The sequence below is a fragment of the Rhodoplanes azumiensis genome, assembly GCF_042682915.1.
Lineage (GTDB): Bacteria > Pseudomonadota > Alphaproteobacteria > Rhizobiales > Xanthobacteraceae > Rhodoplanes > Rhodoplanes azumiensis.
Genome location: NZ_JBHUIW010000022.1, coordinates 51,426 through 68,251, shown reverse-complemented (window position 1 = coordinate 68,251; position 16,826 = coordinate 51,426). Strand labels below are relative to the sequence as shown.

The following is a 16,826-nucleotide window of genomic DNA, read 5'->3' as shown; positions in this document are numbered from 1 at the left end:
AACGCGTGCCCGGCGGACAATGCCGGGCACGCCCGATCCTCGATGAAATCACCTACAGCGAGCGCTGCACCGTCTCGAGCCGGTAGCACTCGATCACGTCGCCGACCCGGATGTCCTGGTAGTTCTCGAACGACATGCCGCATTCGTGGCCGGACGTGACCTCGCGGACGTCGTCCTTGAGGTGCTTGAGCTGGCCGAGCTTGCCTTCGTGGATCACCACGTTGTCGCGGATCAGGCGGACATTGGCGCCGCGCTGGACGACGCCGTCGGTGACCCGGCAGCCGGCCACCTTGCCGACCTTGGTGATGTTGAAGACCTGCAGGATCGAGGCGTTGCCCAGCATCGTCTCGCGCGTGGTCGGCGCCAGCAGGCCGGACATGGCCTTCTTCACGTCGTCCACGAGGTCGTAGATGATGTTGTAGTAGCGGATCTCGATGCCGAGCCGCTCGGCCGCCTCGCGCGCCTCCTTGTGGGCGCGCACGTTGAAGCCGATGATCGCGGCGTTCGAGGCCTCGGCGAGCGTCACGTCGGACTCGGTGATGCCGCCGACGCCCGACAAGAGCACGCGGGCCGCCACCTCGTCGGTGCCGAGCTTCTCCAGCGCGCCGACGATCGCCTCGATCGAGCCCTGCACGTCGCCCTTGATGACCAGCGGGAATTCCTTCTGGCCCGAGGTCTTGAGCTGGCTCATCATCTGCTCGAGCGAGCCGCGCATGCCGCTCGCGCGGGCCGCCTGCTTCTCGCGCTTCTGACGCGCCCGGTAGTCGGTCACCTCGCGGGCGCGGCTCTCGTTCTCGACGACGGCGAGGCGGTCGCCCGCCTCCGGCGTGCCGTTGAAGCCGAGCACCTCGACCGGAACCGACGGGCCGGCCGTGTCGATCGGCTTGCCGGTGTCGGAGACGAGCGCGCGCACCCGGCCCCATTCGGCGCCGGCGACGACGATGTCGCCGACCTTGAGGGTGCCGCGCTGGACCAGCACGGTCGCCACCGGGCCGCGGCCGCGGTCGAGCTTGGCCTCGATCACGGTGCCTTCGGCCGGGCGGTCCGGATTGGCCTTCAGCTCGAGGATTTCCGACTGCAGCCCGATGATGTCGAGCAGCTTGTCGAGATTGGTCTTCTGCTTGGCCGACACCTCGACCTCGAGGGTCTCGCCGCCGAAGGTCTCGACCTGCACCTCGTGCTGGAGGAGCTCGGTGCGGACCCGCTCCGGCTTGGCGTCGGGCTTGTCGATCTTGTTGATGGCGACGATCAGCGGAACCTTGGCGGCCTTGGCGTGCTGGATCGCCTCGACGGTCTGCGGCATCACGCCGTCGTCGGCCGCGACCACCAGCACGACGACGTCCGTCACCTTGGCGCCGCGGGCGCGCATCGCCGTGAAGGCGGCGTGGCCGGGCGTGTCGATGAAGGTGATCTTGGCGCCGGACGGCGCCGTCACCTGGTAGGCGCCGATGTGCTGGGTGATGCCGCCCGCCTCGCCGGCCACCACGTTGGCGTGGCGGATGGCGTCGAGCAGCGACGTCTTGCCGTGGTCGACATGGCCCATGATGGTCACGACCGGCGGCCGCGGCACCAGATCCTCGGCGGCGTCGGCGACGTCGAACAGGCCCTCCTCGACGTCGGCTTCCGAGACGCGCTTGACCGTGTGGCCGAGCTCCTCGGCGATCAGCTGGGCCGTGTCGGCGTCGATCGTGTCGGTGATCTTGGCCATCTGGCCCTGCTTCATCAGCAGCTTGATCACGTCGACGGCGCGCTCGGCCATGCGGTTGGCGAGCTCCTGGATGGTGATCGCCTCCGGGATCGTCACCTCGCGCACGAGCTTCTCCTTCGGCTCGTTCGACGCGTGGCCCTTCAGGCGCTGCACGCGGCGCCGGAACGCCGCGACCGAGCGCTCGCGTTCCTCGCCGGCGTCGAGCGCCGTGACCACGGTCAGACGGCCGCGATTCTTCTGGGGGCCGGCCTTGGTGCTGGCCGGCTTGGGGGCCGGAGCCGGACGGGCCGGGCCGGCGCCCGAGCGGCGCACCGGGCGGCGCTCGTCCTCGTCGGGCTCCTGCACGGCGGTCCGGGCGTTGACCGGGGTCGTGCCCGGGGCCGCCCCGCCGGCCGGCCGGCCGGCCGGGCGCGCCGGCGCGGGCCGCGCCTGCGGCGACGCCGTCGTGGCGGGCGCCGCCTTGGCGGGCTCGTCGTCGCCGAACCGCTTCTTGGCCTCCTGCTCGGCCTTGCGCTTGGCCTCGTCCTCGATGCGGCGGCGCTCGTCCTCCTCGCGCTTGCGCGCCTCGGCGGCCTCGCGCTCGGCGCCCTCGGCGCGCTCGCGCTCCTTGCGGCGGCGGGCCTCCTCCTCGGCGATCTTGCGCTCCTCGGCCTCGCGGACGCGGGCGTCGGCGAGCGCCAGGGCGCGGGCGGAGCGCTCCTCCTCGGTCAGGGTGCGCAGCACCACGCCGGACGAGCGCGAGCCGCCGCCCTGCGGACGGGGACCGGCGCCGCCTTGCGGGCGCGATCCGGCGCCGCCCTGCTGCGGCCGCGGCGCGCCGCCGGTGCCGCCGCCCTGCGGGCGCGGCGGCTGCGGGCGCGGGGCGCTGCTCTGCTGCGGCGGTGGCGAGGTCGGCTCGGACTTGCCCTCGGGACCGTGGCGGCGCTTCACCTTCTCCACGACGACCGCCTTGGTGCGGCCGTGGCTGAAGCTCTGGCGCACCACGCCCTGCTCGACCCCGGGACGCTTCAGCGTCAGGGTCTTCGGCTGTGCGACCGACAACGTCTTCTCGCCAGGATTCTTGGTATCAGTCATTACGATCCTAGTCTCGGGCCGGGTTCACGGCCATCTGCCTGTCGCCCCGCGGATCGGGGCCACCCGTTCGGAACATTTCGAGCATGCGCCAACGCCCCAGGACCGCCTCGCTCGCGCGCCCGGGCAGAAGGGCAGCATGTATCACATTTGTCCGTGCGAGTGCCAAATCCAATTCGACGGATTCGAACGAACAAATGATCGGTAGCGGCCGGTCGGCCGCGGCGGGGCGTCGCGCCGCCAGGGCGTCGACCTTGCGGACCCCGTCCGGGCTCGCGTCGCGGGCCCGCACCAGGCCGACCGCGGCGCCCGACGTCAGCGCCGTCTCGACCTTGGTGTAGCCCGCCACCACGGTGCCGGCCTTGTGGGCGATGGACAGCGCGTCCAGGACGGCGCGCTCCAGCAATCGCTCGGTGTCGTCGGCGAGGCCGGCGTCGGTCGTCGCCTTGCCCTTGAAGGCGCGCTTGAAGGCGCCCTGCTTGATCGCCGTCACCAGCGGCCCGCGGGCCGCCGTCACCCAGGCCCCGCGGCCCGGCAACTTCCGCTTGATGTCGGCCACCACCCGGCCGTCCGGGCCGGCGACGAAGCGGATCATCTCGTCGATCGGCCGGACCGTGCGGGTCGCCACGCACAGACGCTCCCGCACGGCGGCGGACCCTTTCGGGCCGCCGTCCAGCAAGGTCTCGTCGGTGTTGCCCACCTCGATCCGGGCCAGCATCGCGATCCGTGTCCTCCGTCAGGCCTGCGGCGCCCCGGCGTCCTCGCCTTCGTCCTCGGCCTCGCCCTCGATCCCCTCGGCGCCCTCGTCGGTCTCCTCGGACGGCCGGGCCAGATCCTCCTCGCTGATCCAACCGGCCTTGAGGCGGGCCTGCATGACGATCGCCTCGCAGTCGTCGCGCGACAGCTCGAAGCCGTCCAGGATGCCGGCCTCGCGCTTGGTCTCGCCGTCCTTGCGCTCGGTCCAGCCGGCGAGGTCGTCGGTGGCGCAGCCGGCCAGATCCTCGACCGTCTTGATGCCGTTCTCGCCGAAGGCGACCAGCATCCGGCCGGTCACGCCCGGCACCTCGCGGACCTCGTCCTCGACGCCCAGCGCCCGGCGCTTCTCGTCGTACTCGGCCTCGATCTGGTCGAGATACTCGCGGGCGCGGGTCTGCAGCTCCTGCGCCGTCTCCTCGTCGAAGCCTTCGATCGAGGAGATCTCCTTCTCGTCGACGGCGGCGAGATCCTCGACCGAGGTGAAGCCCTCGGACGCCAGCAGCTGGCCGACCACCTCGTCGACGTTGAGGGCCTCCATGAACAGCTTCGAACGCTTTTCGAAGTCGGCCTGGCGGCGCTCCGACTCCTCCTGCTCGGTGAGGATGTCGATGTCCCAGCCGGTGAGCTGCGAGGCGAGCCGCACGTTCTGGCCGCGCCGGCCGATGGCGAGCGACAGCTGCTGGTCCGGCACCACGACGGCGATGCGCTCCTTGTCCTCGTCGAGCACCACCTTGGCGACCTCGGCGGGGGCGAGCGCGTTGACCACGAAGGTCGCGATGTCCGGCGACCACGGGATGATGTCGATCTTCTCGCCCTGCAGCTCGTTCACCACGGCCTGCACGCGCGAGCCGCGCATGCCGACGCAGGCGCCGACCGGGTCGACCGACGAGTCGCGCGAGATCACGGCGATCTTGGCCCGCGAGCCCGGATCGCGGGCCACGGCCTTCACCTCGACGATGCCGTCGTAGATCTCCGGCACCTCCTGGGTGAACAGCTTGGCCATGAATTGCGGATGGGTGCGGGAGAGGAAGATCTGCGGGCCGCGCGGCTCGCGGCGGACGTCGTAGATGTAGGCGCGGATGCGGTCGCCGTTGCGGAAGACCTCGCGCGGCAGCATCTCGTCGCGCCGCACGATCGCCTCGCCGCGGCCGAGGTCGACGACGACGTTGCCGTACTCGACCCGCTTGACGATGCCGTTGACGATGTCGCCGATGCGGTCCTTGTACTCCTGGTACTGCCGGTCGCGCTCGGCCTCGCGCACCTTCTGGACGATCACCTGCTTGGCCGACTGGGCGGCGATGCGGCCGTATTCGAGCGGCGGCAGCGTGTCGGCGATGGTGTCGCCGACCTGGGCGGCGGGATTGTGCTTGCGGGCGTCCTCGAGGCTGATCTGGTTCGCCGGGTTCTCCACCGCCTCGACCACCAGCATGTGGCGGGCGAGACGCAGCTCGCCCTTCTTCGGGTCGATCTCGGCGTGGACGTCGGTCTCCGAGCCGTAGCGCGAGCGCGCCGCCTTGGCGATCGCATCCTCCATGGCCTGGATGACGATGCTGCGGTCGATCGACTTTTCGCGCGCGACGGCGTCCGCGATCTGCAGAAGCTCGAGCTTGTTGGCGCTGACGACAGCCATGGGTCAGTCTCCGTCGGGGCGCGGGGCCGCCGGCGTCTTCGCCCGGTCGGCTCCGTCCTGGGTCGCTTTGCGGGATTGAATGCGTTCCTTGCGGCGCGCCGCCCGCTCCTGGCGCGCCTCCTTCTCGTCCGCCTTGCCGCGGCGAAGCGCCTCGGCGACCAGCGCGTCGGTGAGAACGAGCTTGGCGTCGGCCATGTCGGTAATCGGCAGGAGAACCTCCTGCGGCGCGCCGTCGCTGCCCTCGATATGGAGCCGCGCCGTCTGACCGTCCAGTCCGGCGAGCTTGCCCTTGAAGCGTTTCTTGCCGCCGACCGGCACGGCCATCTCGACCTTGGCGACGTGGCCCTGGGCACGGGCGAAGTCGCACAGCCGCACCAGCGGCCGGTCGATGCCGGGCGAGGAGATCTCCAGCCGGTATTCGCGATCGATCGGATCGATCTCGTCGAGGATCGGCGACAGGGTGCGCGACACCGCCTCGCAGTCGTCGATCTGCATGGTGCCGTCGGGCCGCTCGGCCATCACCTGCACGGTGCAGCCGTCGAGCCCGGAGACCTTCACCCGCACCAGCCGGTAGCCGAGGGTTCCGAGCACCGGCACGACGATCGCGGCGACCCGCGCGGCGAGCCCGCTCTCGGCGATCAGCCGCGGCTCGTCCAATGCGCTCTCGGTCGGCGCGCTGTCGGTCGGCGCGCTGTCGGTCGGCGCGTTCTCGGTCGTCTCGGTCATATCGGAACCGGCCATAGGGGAACCAGCGGATCCTTTCGGAAGTGTCGCCCGAATGTAGTCTCGCCCGGACGAAGTCTCGCCCGGACGTCGTGGCACGGCGACGACGACGCGGCCGGCCGCAAGTAACAAAAAAGAGCGGGTCCCGGGCGGGCCCCACTCTCACCAACCGATCGTTCAGACCGTTATGAGGTGTCCTCAGACGACGCGGACTATAGCGAAGATCGCCGAACTCGCAAGTGGAACCGGTGGCGGCAATCCGTCCGCGCCGTCGTCGTCGCCGGCCGCGGCCGGAAAGCGCCGCGGATTGCCGGGGCGGGCCGGGTTCGGCGTATGGTTGCGGCCGTGACCACGACGAGGGGGCGGCATGAGGGAGACCGGGACGGCGGCGGCGGGAAACGGGCGGCCCGCGATCGACCTGTGGTTCGAGTTCGCCTCGACCTATTCGTATCCGGCGCTGATGCGGGTCGGGCCGCTCGCGGCGGCGGCCGGGGTCACGGTGCGATATCGGCCGTTCCTGCTCGGGCCGCTCTTCAAGGCGCAGGGTTGGGACACCTCGCCGTTCGTCATCTATCCGGCCAAGGGCCGCTACATGTGGCGGGATCTGGAGCGCCTGTGCGCCGATCTCGGCCTGCCGGTCGTCCGCCCGCCGGTGTTCCCGGCGAGCAGCGTGCTGGCCGCCCGGGTCGCTCTGGTCGGGCTCGACGCAGCGGCCGCCGGCGAGGCGGCTGGCAAAGGGGCGGGAGAAGGCGCCGGCTGGGGCGAGGCGTTCTGCCGCGCCGTGTTCCGGGCCGGGCTGGGGGAGGGGCGTGCGATCGACGACCCCGCCGTGATCGCCGACCTCCTCGCCCGGCTCGGCGTCGATGCGGACGCCGTGCTGGCGCAGGCGGCGACGCCGGTGGCGAAGGCGAGGCTGCGCGAGGAGACCGAGGCGGCGCAGCGCCTCGGCCTGTTCGGCGCGCCGACCCTCGTCACGGCCGACGGCGAGATCTTCTGGGGCAACGACCGGTTGGAGCAGGCGCTGGCCTGGGCCAAGCGGGGCGGCTGAACGGTTCGGCAGGCGCAGAGATCGTGGCTCCCTCCCCACCCCTCACCCACAAGGGGGGAGGGCGCAGGCTCGTCATTCGACGAACGGCGGTGCATCGGCGAGCGATGTCGATCGGGCGAGATCGACCAAGCAGCTAGAGCCGCAAACACGGGGTGTCGGTTCGGCGTTCCCTCCCCCTTGGGGAGGACAGGGATGCGGGGCCCCGCGACGGCACTTCGCTTCGCGCCCGGCCTCACCGCCGCGGCCGACGGCGGAACACCAGGTAGCAGGGCGTGCGGCCCTCGCGGATCGCCTTGGCCTCGTAGCGGGTGCGGGTGAAGCCTTGCCACGGCTTGCGCCAGTCGTCGGCGCACTCGGCCGTCCATTCGAAGGCGGGCGCGCGCAGGAGGTGCTCCAGCGTCCAGGCGGCGTAGTGCTCCCAGTCCGAGGCGAAGCGGAACGCGGCCCCGTCGGCGAGCAGGCGGGCGAGCGTCGCCACCGTCGCGTCCTGGACGAAGCGGCGCTTCCAGTGCCGGCGCTTCCGCCACGGGTCGGGATAGAGGAGGTCGACGCCGGCGAGCGAGGCCTCCGGCAGCCAGGCCAGCACCTCGGCGGCGTCGCCGTGATGAATGCGGATGTTGGAGAGCCCGGCCTCCTCGACATGGACGAGGAGCTGGGCGACGCCGTTGACGAAGCCCTCGCAGCCGATGAAGCCGATGGTCGGTGCGGCCGCCGCCTGGGCGGCGAGGTGCTCACCGCCGCCGAAGCCGATCTCCAGCCGCACCTTGTCCACGGGCGGATCGAACAGGTCGCCCAGCCGCGCCGGCGCCGGGCGCGAAACGTCGAGCGCGAGGCGCGGCAGCAGCGCGCCGAGGAGGTCGGCGTGATGCCGGCGCAGCGTGTGGCCCTTGCGGCGGCCGAAGAACGCGCGCGGGGCGGCAGGGTTCGGGTCCAACGACAACGGCTCCATGAGCGTGGACCGGGTAGACCGCGTAGGGTGGGCAAAGGCACGGAACGCGCCGTGCCCACGCGGTGCTTGCCGGCCGCGGACGGCGTGGGCACGGGCCGCCTGCGGCGCCCCTTTGCCCACCCTACGCGTAACGGCCGACACGAAAGAAGCCGGCGAAGCGGAACTTCGCCGGCTTCAAGTCGGACCGGGCGACCCCGCGTCGGCTCAGCCGACCGCGCTCTTGAGCGCGTCGACGAGGTCGGTCTTCTCCCAGGAGAAGCCGCCGTCGGCGTCCGGCGTGCGGCCGAAATGGCCGTAGGCCGAGGTGCGCGCATAGATCGGCTTGTTGAGGCTCAGATGGGTGCGGATGCCGCGCGGTGTGAGGTCCATGACCTCGGCGGCGGCGCGCTCCAGCTTGTCCTCGGGAACCTTACCCGTGCCGTGGGTGTCGATGTAGATCGACAGCGGCCGGGCGACGCCGATCGCGTAGGCGAGCTGCAGGGTGCAGCGGTCGGCGAGGCCGGCCGCGACGATGTTCTTGGCGAGATAGCGCGACGCATAGGCGGCCGAGCGGTCGACCTTGGTCGGATCCTTGCCCGAGAAGGCGCCGCCGCCGTGCGGGGCCGCGCCGCCGTAGGTGTCGACGATGATCTTGCGGCCGGTCAGGCCGGTGTCGCCGTCCGGGCCGCCGATGTGGAACTTGCCGGTCGGGTTGATGTGCCAGATCGTCTTGTCGGTGATCCAGCCCTCGGGCAGCGCCTTGCGGACATAGGGCTCGACGCGCTCGCGCACCTGGCTCGAGGTCATGTCGGCGATCAGGTGCTGGTGCGACACCACGATCTCACGCACGCCGACCGGCTTGCCGTGCTCGTACTGGACCGTGACCTGGCTCTTGGAATCGGGGCCGAGCACCTTCTCCACGCCGGCGTGGCGGGCCTCGGCGATCAGGCGCAGGATCTTGTGAGCGTAGAACAGCGGCGCCGGCATCAGGTCGGGCGTCTCGTTCGTCGCGTAGCCGAACATGATGCCCTGGTCGCCGGCGCCTTCTTCCTTGTTGGTGCCGGGCTGCAGCGCGTCGACGCCCTGCGCGATGTCGGCCGACTGCGGATGCAGCAGGATCTCGATGTCGCAGGTCTGCCAGTGAAAGCCGTCCTGCTCGTAGCCGATGTCCTTGATGGCGCCGCGGACGACGCTCTCGATCTGCTCGTTGGTGACCGAGGCGGGGCCACGCGTCTCGCCGGCGATCACCACCTTGTTGGTGGTGGCCAGCGTCTCGCACGCGGCCCGGATCGCCCACGGATCGATGCCGGCCTTCGGACCCTCGCGGTAGAAGAGGTCGACGATCTCGTCGGAGATGCGGTCGCAAACCTTGTCGGGATGGCCTTCGGAAACCGATTCGCTGGTGAAAAGATAGCTCGCGCGGGACACGTTCGACTCCACAGCCCGAGACGCGGACCTCCGCGTCGCCCAAAATCGCGCCTGTTCTTGCAGCGTCCCCTTGCCCGGTCAAGACGCAGTCCCGGCGATCCGCTGCCGATTCCGCGCGCGGATCGAGAAAGTCCCAGCCGCCGCGCGGCGCGATTCGCAGGCGCCGGGGGGGGGCGGCGGGATCCAAAAACACGAACGGCGCGCCTTGGGGGCGCGCCTGGGTCGTGTCTCGCGATGGGGGTCGGTCGGAGGACCGCCCCAGGGGTCAATGCTCGGCGGGCTTGCCGTTGCCGTTGCCGTTCTCGACCGGCTCGCCGGCGATGTGCTCGACCAGGTCGACGATGCGCCGGCGCAGCTTGGCGTCGCCGATGCGCATGAACGCCTTGGTCAGAGCGAGGCCGTCCGAGGTCGCCAGGAAGTCGGAGATGTAGGCCGGCGACGGAGCCTCGGCGAGGCCGTCGGTCGGGCCGCCGTCGCCGAGATCGGGGGCACCCTCGAAGAAGAACGCCACCGGAACCTGCAGGATGTGAGCGATCTGCTGCAGCCGGCTGGCACCGATACGGTTCGTTCCCTTTTCGTACTTCTGCACCTGCTGAAAGGTCAGGCTGAGCGCGTCGCCGAGCTTCTCCTGGCTCATCCCCAGCATCATGCGACGCATACGCACACGGCTCCCGACATGCTTGTCGATGGGGTTCGGAGCCTTCTTGGCCATCATTGTCTCTCTCTCCTCATATCCCCGCCGACCACCTTCTCGTCCACTCTCTCGTGCGATGCAATCACAGGACTGCATAGCTGTTCCAAGCACCAGCGAAACAGATTCGAAATCGTTCTGAATTGGAACAAAATAGACACTACCCTCGTTTGAGAGGGTTTACCAATGCAAGTTGCTGAACAATGGAGTAACTTGCCTGATCAATCGGATGATGTCTGCCGGGTAGCACGTTCGGTACCGGGCAGAATTTGTCCGGGGCAGGAGTTTCGGACAACGAGGCGACCGCGGGTTCTGCCCGAGCTATGTAGCGCCCCGTCGTCGCCGTGTCAGCAGGATGGTACCTGTTATTGTGGCGGTTTTGGCCGCACCTGACGCAGAACGGGTATGCACACGGTAGGGCTGTCGACAGCCGAAATTCGTCAGATTTCGCGACCGGCTGATGGCGATTAAAAACTCAGCCACACGAATGATGCGACTCTAGGCCGCGAGAGGTAAGCAGGTCTAGTCCGGGCTGATCCGGATCAGCGACCTAATCGACGCAATCGCCGGCGGCGCTTCCATCCCGAAGCCACCAGCGCGAGCACGACGACCGCGGTGACGGGCGCGTCGCCGGTCCGCGCATAGGGCGTCGGCGACAGCGGAGCAGGCAGGCGTGCATCCAGCACGCCCTCGCGACCGAGGCCGAGCTGTGCGAGAACGCGGCCGGCCGGATCGACGACCACCGAGATGCCGGTGTTGGCGGCCCGCACCAGCGGCAGCCCTTCCTCCACGGCCCGCATCCGGGCCTGCTGGAGGTGCTGATAGGGGCCGGGCGAGAGGCCGAACCAGGCGTCGTTGGTGAGGTTCAGGAGCCAGCCGGGCCGCGCCCCGCGCGGCAGCACGGCATGCGGGAACACCGCCTCGTAACAGACCAGCGGCACGAAGGGCGGCGCCTTCGGGCTTTCCAGCGTGCGCAGCCGGTCGCCGGCCAGGAAGCCGCCCGGCACCCGAACCAGCTGCTCGATGCCGATCCGGCGCAGCAGGCCGCGCAGCGGCACGTACTCGCCGAACGGCACCAGATGCACCTTGTCGTAGATCGACAGGATCGTGCCGTCGTGGTCGAACACGTAGACCGAGTTGAAGGCCTGGATGTCGCCGGGCCGCGACGAGGGGGCGAGCCGCGCCGCCCCGGTGATCAGCACGGTGCCCTCGGGCAGCAGGTCGGCGATCGCGGCGAGCGCGTCCGCCTCGCGGGCGACGAAGAACGGAAAGGCCGATTCGGGCCAGATCAGATGGGTGACGTCGGCGACGCCGCGGCCGTTTGCGGCGGTCGCGCGGTTCGACAGCGCCAGGTACCGCTGCATCACGTCGGCCTTGGCGGCGTAACTGAAGCGCTGGTCCTGCGGGATGTTGGGCTGCATCAGCCGCAGCCGCGGGCCGTCGACGAAGGTGGTCGGGGCGAGCGCCAGCCGGGCCGTGCCGAACGCCGCCAGGGCGATCAGGAGCCCGAGCCCGACCGCCGGCAGGAGCCACGGCCGCGGCGTCTCGGCGCGCGGGTCGGCGAGCGCCGCCGGCGCGGCGAAGATCAGCACGGCCAGGAACGTCATGCCCCACAGGCCGACGACGGCGAAGCCCTGGGCCAGCGCCAGCGGCTCGGCGAGCGCGTAGCCGAAGGCGTTCCACGGGAAGCCGGAGAGGATGTGCCCGCGCAGCCATTCGGCGGCGGTGAGGGCGGCGGCGAGCGTGACGATACGGAACGCGCCGGGCGCCCACAGGGCACGGGCGAGCGCGAAGCCGGCCGCCGTGAACAGCGCGAGCCCGGCCGGCAGGATCAGCACGGCCGGCACCAGGAGGGCGCCGAACTTGTCGGCATCGACCAGGAAGGCGGCGCCGATCCAGTAGAGTCCGGCGAGGAAATAGCCGAAGCCGAACCACCACCCGGCCGCCGCGGCGGCGCCGACGCCGTTCCAACGTCCGGCGCCGGAGCCGTCGATCAGCCAGACCATCACGGGGAACGTGATCAGGAGGGTCGGCCACAGGCCGAGCGGCGCCATCGCGAGCGTCGAGGCGGCGCCGGCCAGCAAGGCGATGACGGTCCGCCGGACCCCCCAGGCGAGCACGATCGGCTGCGCGACCCGGGCGAGCGCGTCCGTCACCGGCACGGCGGTCACGACGAGGCGGCGCCGCGGCGCGGCTCGGGGCCGGGCGGGCCGGCCCCGTCGGGCGGCGCCGCGCGGGCCTCGGACGAGGTCTCGCGGCGCGCCTCGCGGCTGCGGCGCTGCTTGCTGCGGGTGATCTTCACCCGCTTGACGCGGCGCGGATCGGCGTCGAGCACCTCGATCTCGAACGGCTCCGGCCCGGGCACGATCTCGCCGCGCACCGGCACGCGGCCGACCCGCGTCACCAGATAGCCGCCGATCGTGTCGACCTCCTCGGCCGCGTCGCCGACGTCGAACTCGGCCCCGACCGTCGCGGTCACGTCCTCGAGCGGGGCGCGGGCGTCGGCCAGGAAGGAGCCGTCGGGCTGGCGCACGACGCTGCGCGCCTCGTGCTCGTCGTGCTCGTCCTCGATGTCTCCGACGATCTGCTCGACCAGATCCTCGATCGAGATGACGCCGTCGGTGCCGCCGTACTCGTCGATCACGAGGGCGAGATGGACGTGGGTGGCCTGCATCTTGGCGAGCAGGTCGAGGGCCGGCATCGACGGCGGCACGAACAGGATGTCGCGCACGATCGCGGCCTCGGAGAGCGGCATCGCGAGGTCGATGGCACGCAGATCCAGATCGGCCGGGAAGCGCTTCTTGCGCTTGGAGGTCGGCGGCGGCGTCGCGGCCCGGTTCGCCATGAAGGCGACGAGGTCGCGGATGTGGACCATGCCGACCGGATCGTCGAGCGTGTCGTCGTAGACGACGAGACGCGAATGGCCGGCCTTCTCGAACACCTTGACGAGCTCGCCGAGCGAGATGTCGCGCTGAACCGCGACGATGTCGGCGCGCGGCACCATGATGTCCTCGCTGCGCCGCTCGCGCAGGCCGAGGATGTTCTTGAGCATGGTCCGCTCTTCGGCCGAGAAGCCCGACTCGGCGTCGGCCGGGGCGTTGCCCTCGAGCAGCACGGCGATGTCGGAGCGCACCGAGCCCGGCTTCCAGCCGAACAGGGCGCGCAGCATGCGCTGGACCCAGCCTTCACCGGCCTCGCGCGGCAGCACTTCGCCACGCAAGGCCGGCACCGCGACGCCGCGGGCGTCGTCCGCCGCGACGGCCTGGGGGTCCGCCGCGGCGCCGCGGGACTGTCCCGCCGGCTCGTTCGGTTCGCTTCGACTGGGAGGTTCGTCGGGCATGATGGCTGCTGTCAGGCGCATTCGCGTCCGGCGTAAGGGTCGGGGATCGCGAGCGACGCCAGAACGTCGCGCTCGCGAGCCTCCATGGCTTCGGCGTCGGGTTCGGTCTCGTGGTCGTAGCCGAGAAGATGCAGCACGCCGTGCACGACCAGATGACCGAGGTGATGGGCGAAGGGCTTGCCGTCGCGCTCGGCCTCGGCCCGCACGGTCTCGAAGGCGAGCACGACGTCGCCGAGCAGGACCGGCACGGCGGCGTCGCCGGCGGCGCCGTTCGGGCCGGGGACGGCCGGGCCGGGCACGGCCGGGAAGGACAGCACGTTGGTGGCTGTGTCCTTGCCGCGATACTGCGCGTTCAGCGTCTTCACGGTGGCGTCGTCGGCGAGCACGACGGCGAGCTCGCAGGGGCCGCGGTCGGCCGGCAGCGCCGCCGTCACGGCGCGCAGCACCTGCGCCTCGGCCTCGGGCTCGGCCGCCCACAGCGGCGACTCGACCACCACGTCGATGGTGGTGCCCTCGTGCTCGATCGTGGCCCCCGTATGGATCGGGTCGGGCGTCGTCATGCGCCGTCCTCGCGCTTGCGGATGGACCGGCCGGACGCGGCGGTCCCGGCCGCCTCGCCGGATCGGACCGCGCCGTCGGCGTCGGGCCGGGTGGCGGCGGCGCGATCGTAGGCGGCGACGATGCGCCCGACCAGCTCGTGGCGCACCACGTCGGCGGCCGAGAACGTCACCGTGCCGACGCCCTCGACATCGGCGAGCAGCTTCAGCGCCTCCGAGAGGCCCGAGACCTGGCCGGGCGGCAGGTCGATCTGGCTCGGGTCGCCGGTGACGATCATCCGGGCGTTCTCGCCGAGCCGGGTGAGGAACATCTTCATCTGCATCGAGGTCGTGTTCTGCGCCTCGTCCAGGATCACGGCGGCGTTGGCCAGCGTGCGGCCGCGCATGAAGGCGAGCGGCGCGATCTCGATCTCGCCGGTCTGCAGCGCGCGCTCGACGATGCGGGTGTCCATCAGGTCGAACAGCGCGTCGTAGATCGGCCGCAGATAGGGATCGACCTTCTCCTTCATGTCGCCGGGCAGGAAGCCGAGTCGCTCGCCGGCCTCGACGGCCGGGCGCGACAGGATGATCCGGTCGACCTCCTTGCGCTCGAACAGGGCGACCGCGTGCGCGACCGCGAGCCAGGTCTTGCCGGTGCCGGCCGGGCCGGCGCCGAAGACCAGCGCGTTCTTGCGCAGCGCCCGCACATAGGCGTCCTGGGCCGGGGTGCGGGCCCGCACCAGGCGCTTGCGGAGATTGATCTCCTCGAAGCTGACGCGCTTTGCCGTCGCGTCGAAGTCGAACAGCGAGCCTTGCGCGATGGCGAGCCGGATCGCGCCTTCGACGTCGCCCTGGCCGAGGTCGTGGCCGCGCTGGAGCTGCTCGTAGAGGCTCTTGAGCACGCGGCGGGCCTGGTCGCAGGCGTCGCGCGGACCGCCGAGGACGACGTGATTGCCACGCGAGTCGGCGGAGACGCCGAGCCGTCGCTCGATCAGCGCGAGATTCTGGCCGTATTGGCCGAACAGCGCGAGCGCCAGCCGGTTGTCGTCGAAGGCGAGCTCGATCTGCCCCTCCTCGGGAGGCGGCATCAACGACGGCGTGTCGGGGTTGCGTCTCGGCACGGCGGGTTCAGTGACCTCCGCTCGCGGCCCGGACGGCCGGGTCCGGCACGCCCGGCAGGGCCGGGTCCGCCGGCGTGATCCGGTCCGGCCCGTCGTGACGCGGCGGCGCGGTGCCGTTCGCGACCACGAGTGCGCCGTGGAGGCTGTTGGTGCCGGTGCCGGTGATCCGCACGGGCAGGATCTCGCCCTTCACCGAGGGCGGCGCCATCACCTGCACGGCCTGCATCCACGGCGACTTGCCCGTCATCTGGCCGTCGTGCCGGCCGGCGCTCTCGAACAGCACCTGCGCGGTGCGCCCGACCGTCGCGGCGTTGAACGCCGCGGCGTGATGGTCGATGCGGGCCTGCAGCCTTGCGAGCCGCTCGGCCTTCTCGGCCTCGCTCACCTGGTCGTCGCTGTCGGCCGCCGGGGTGCCGGGGCGGGGCGAGTACTTGAACGAGTAGGCGCTGGCGAAGCCGACCGCGTCGACCAGCGCCAGCGTGTCGGCAAAATCCTGCTCGGTCTCGCCCGGGAAGCCGACGATGAAGTCCGACGACATCGCGATGTCGGGCCGCGCCGCCTTCAGCCGCTCGATCACGCGCAGATATTCGGCGCGGCCGTGCTTGCGGTTCATCGCGTCGAGGATGCGGTCGGAGCCCGACTGAACGGGAAGATGGAGCTGCGGCATCAGGGCCGGCAGGTCGCCATGGGCGGCGATCAGGGCGTCGTCCATGTCGCGCGGATGGCTGGTCGTGTAGCGCAGCCGGGCGACGCCGGGCACCTCGGCGAGGCGGTACAGCAGGCGGGCGAGCGTCCAGGTGCGGCCGTCCGGCCCCTCGCCGTGCCAGGCGTTGACGTTCTGGCCGATCAGCCGAATTTCCTTCACGCCCGCCGCGACCAGATCCTCGACCTCGGCCAGGATCTTCTGGACAGGGCGGGAGAACTCGGCGCCGCGCGTGTAGGGGACGACGCAGAAGGTGCAGAACTTGTCGCAGCCCTCCTGCACGGTGACGAAAGCGGCGGCGCCGCGCGATCGTGTCGCCGCGGCGGTCGGCGCCGCGAGGTGGTCGAACTTGTCCTCGGCCGGGAAGTCGGTGTCGACGACGCGGCCCTCGACGGCGGCGCGGGCGACGAGATCGGGCAGGCGGTGATAGCTCTGCGGGCCGACGACGAGGTCGACCACCGGGGCGCGGCGGATGATCTCCTCGCCCTCGGCCTGGGCGACGCAGCCGGCGACCGCGACGGTGAGCCGGCGGCCGTCGCGGGCCGCCTTCTGCTTGAGGACACGCAGCCGGCCGAGCTCGGAATAGACCTTTTCGGCCGCCTTCTCGCGAATGTGGCAGGTGTTGAGCACCAGGACGTCGGCGTCGTCGGGCGTCGCCGTCTCGACGTAACCGTCGCGCGCCAGCACGTCGGCCATGCGCTGCGAATCGTAGACGTTCATCTGGCAGCCATACGACTTCACGTAGAGCTTTCGCGGGGCGCGGGTCACGCTCATTGCTTCGACGTCGTCTCCCGGCCGGTGGCCGCCCATTGCGTCACGCCTCGCGCGCCGCGCCCATTGCGCGACGTCTGTCGCGCCACGCCCATTGCGCGACGTCTGTCGCGCCACGCCCATTGCGCGACCTCTGTCGCGCCACGCCCGTTGCGCCACCACCGTGGCCCTCGCCGGCGCATCACCGGCCTCGCCGACCATGTAATGCGCCTTCGCGGCCGTGCCATCGCCGGCCGCACATTTCGGATCTCGCCCGTTGCGGATCGGCGTGCCGTCGGCCTCCGTCCGGACGCCACAGCACACGCCACCGCGCCGGCCGAAAAGCCCGCGACACGCGTCGGCTTCGGCCCCGGTCTAGCGGGTTTTGCCCCG

Annotated in this window: 13 protein-coding genes; 1 reads left to right on the top strand and 12 read right to left on the bottom strand. The window is 71.1% G+C overall.

The genetic code is table 11. The features are described from left to right. Positions 1-52 precede the first annotated feature (52 nt). From infB to rimP, 4 genes are read right to left on the bottom strand one after another with little or no spacing between them, the layout of a single operon-like run. Positions 53-2,782 (bottom strand): translation initiation factor IF-2, encoded by a 2,730-nt coding sequence (gene infB / locus ACFSOX_RS17675; RefSeq protein ID WP_378479135.1) that lies wholly within the window; start codon positions 2,780-2,782, stop codon positions 53-55. Positions 2,783-2,789: 7 nt separating this feature from the next. Next, positions 2,790-3,497, bottom strand: coding sequence for an RNA-binding protein (locus ACFSOX_RS17670; RefSeq protein WP_378479134.1), 708 nt, complete (start codon positions 3,495-3,497; stop codon positions 2,790-2,792). An 18-nt stretch (positions 3,498-3,515) separates the two neighbouring features. After that, on the bottom strand, positions 3,516-5,165 hold the full coding sequence (nusA, locus tag ACFSOX_RS17665; RefSeq protein WP_378479133.1) for a transcription termination factor NusA: 1,650 nt from the start codon (positions 5,163-5,165) through the stop codon (positions 3,516-3,518). Positions 5,166-5,168: 3 nt separating this feature from the next. Then, positions 5,169-5,891, bottom strand: a complete 723-nt coding sequence (gene rimP, locus ACFSOX_RS17660; RefSeq protein ID WP_378479132.1) for a ribosome maturation factor RimP — start codon at positions 5,889-5,891, stop codon at positions 5,169-5,171. A 364-nt stretch (positions 5,892-6,255) separates the two neighbouring features. On the opposite strand from rimP, the gene ACFSOX_RS17655 reads away from it, so the two are divergent. Continuing rightward, a complete protein-coding gene (locus tag ACFSOX_RS17655; protein WP_378479131.1) occupies positions 6,256-6,936 on the top strand; it encodes a 2-hydroxychromene-2-carboxylate isomerase in 681 nt (226 codons plus the stop codon). 232 nt (positions 6,937-7,168) lie between these two features. Here ACFSOX_RS17655 and trmB read toward each other — a convergent pair whose 3' ends face one another. The 8 genes from trmB to miaB form a co-directional block, all read right to left on the bottom strand. After that, the gene (gene trmB, locus ACFSOX_RS17650) at positions 7,169-7,885 is read right to left on the bottom strand and encodes a tRNA (guanosine(46)-N7)-methyltransferase TrmB (protein ID WP_378479130.1); all 717 of its coding nucleotides are present in this window, start codon (positions 7,883-7,885) and stop codon (positions 7,169-7,171) included. A 204-nt stretch (positions 7,886-8,089) separates the two neighbouring features. Beyond that, positions 8,090-9,292 carry a methionine adenosyltransferase gene (metK, locus tag ACFSOX_RS17645; protein WP_378479129.1) on the bottom strand — a complete coding sequence of 401 codons (1,203 nt, stop codon included), beginning with the start codon at positions 9,290-9,292 and terminating at the stop codon, positions 8,090-8,092. Positions 9,293-9,557: 265 nt separating this feature from the next. Then, the gene (locus ACFSOX_RS17640) at positions 9,558-10,004 is read right to left on the bottom strand and encodes a helix-turn-helix domain-containing protein (protein ID WP_378479173.1); all 447 of its coding nucleotides are present in this window, start codon (positions 10,002-10,004) and stop codon (positions 9,558-9,560) included. A gap of 521 nt (positions 10,005-10,525) precedes the next feature. Beyond that, complete coding sequence (lnt, locus tag ACFSOX_RS17635) at positions 10,526-12,145, bottom strand: apolipoprotein N-acyltransferase (protein ID WP_378479128.1); 1,620 nt, start codon at positions 12,143-12,145, stop codon at positions 10,526-10,528. 5 nt (positions 12,146-12,150) lie between these two features. Then, complete coding sequence (locus ACFSOX_RS17630; protein ID WP_378479127.1) at positions 12,151-13,323, bottom strand: hemolysin family protein; 1,173 nt, start codon at positions 13,321-13,323, stop codon at positions 12,151-12,153. 11 nt (positions 13,324-13,334) lie between these two features. Beyond that, entirely contained in the window at positions 13,335-13,883 is a 549-nt protein-coding gene (gene ybeY, locus ACFSOX_RS17625; protein WP_378479126.1) for an rRNA maturation RNase YbeY, read from the bottom strand. Continuing rightward, the gene (locus tag ACFSOX_RS17620; RefSeq protein ID WP_378479125.1) at positions 13,880-14,980 is read right to left on the bottom strand and encodes a PhoH family protein; all 1,101 of its coding nucleotides are present in this window, start codon (positions 14,978-14,980) and stop codon (positions 13,880-13,882) included. The genes ybeY and ACFSOX_RS17620 overlap by 4 nt, the downstream gene beginning before the upstream one ends. Positions 14,981-14,987: 7 nt before the next feature. Further along, positions 14,988-16,457 (bottom strand): tRNA (N6-isopentenyl adenosine(37)-C2)-methylthiotransferase MiaB, encoded by a 1,470-nt coding sequence (gene miaB / locus ACFSOX_RS17615; protein WP_378479124.1) that lies wholly within the window; start codon positions 16,455-16,457, stop codon positions 14,988-14,990. Positions 16,458-16,826 lie beyond the last annotated feature (369 nt).

What these genes read in the sequence shown, in the direction of transcription:
- infB (WP_378479135.1), bottom strand. Translation starts at nt 2,782, where the DNA reads ATGACTGATACCAAGAATCCTGGCGAGAAGACGTTGTCGGTCGCACAG.
- ACFSOX_RS17670 (WP_378479134.1), bottom strand. Translation starts at nt 3,497, where the DNA reads ATGCTGGCCCGGATCGAGGTGGGCAACACCGACGAGACCTTGCTGGAC.
- nusA (WP_378479133.1), bottom strand. Translation starts at nt 5,165, where the DNA reads ATGGCTGTCGTCAGCGCCAACAAGCTCGAGCTTCTGCAGATCGCGGAC.
- rimP (WP_378479132.1), bottom strand. Translation starts at nt 5,891, where the DNA reads ATGACCGAGACGACCGAGAACGCGCCGACCGACAGCGCGCCGACCGAC.
- ACFSOX_RS17655 (WP_378479131.1), top strand. Translation starts at nt 6,256, where the DNA reads ATGAGGGAGACCGGGACGGCGGCGGCGGGAAACGGGCGGCCCGCGATC.
- trmB (WP_378479130.1), bottom strand. Translation starts at nt 7,885, where the DNA reads ATGGAGCCGTTGTCGTTGGACCCGAACCCTGCCGCCCCGCGCGCGTTC.
- ACFSOX_RS17640 (WP_378479173.1), bottom strand. Translation starts at nt 10,004, where the DNA reads ATGGCCAAGAAGGCTCCGAACCCCATCGACAAGCATGTCGGGAGCCGT.
- ACFSOX_RS17630 (WP_378479127.1), bottom strand. Translation starts at nt 13,323, where the DNA reads ATGCCCGACGAACCTCCCAGTCGAAGCGAACCGAACGAGCCGGCGGGA.
- ybeY (WP_378479126.1), bottom strand. Translation starts at nt 13,883, where the DNA reads ATGACGACGCCCGACCCGATCCATACGGGGGCCACGATCGAGCACGAG.
- miaB (WP_378479124.1), bottom strand. Translation starts at nt 16,457, where the DNA reads ATGAGCGTGACCCGCGCCCCGCGAAAGCTCTACGTGAAGTCGTATGGC.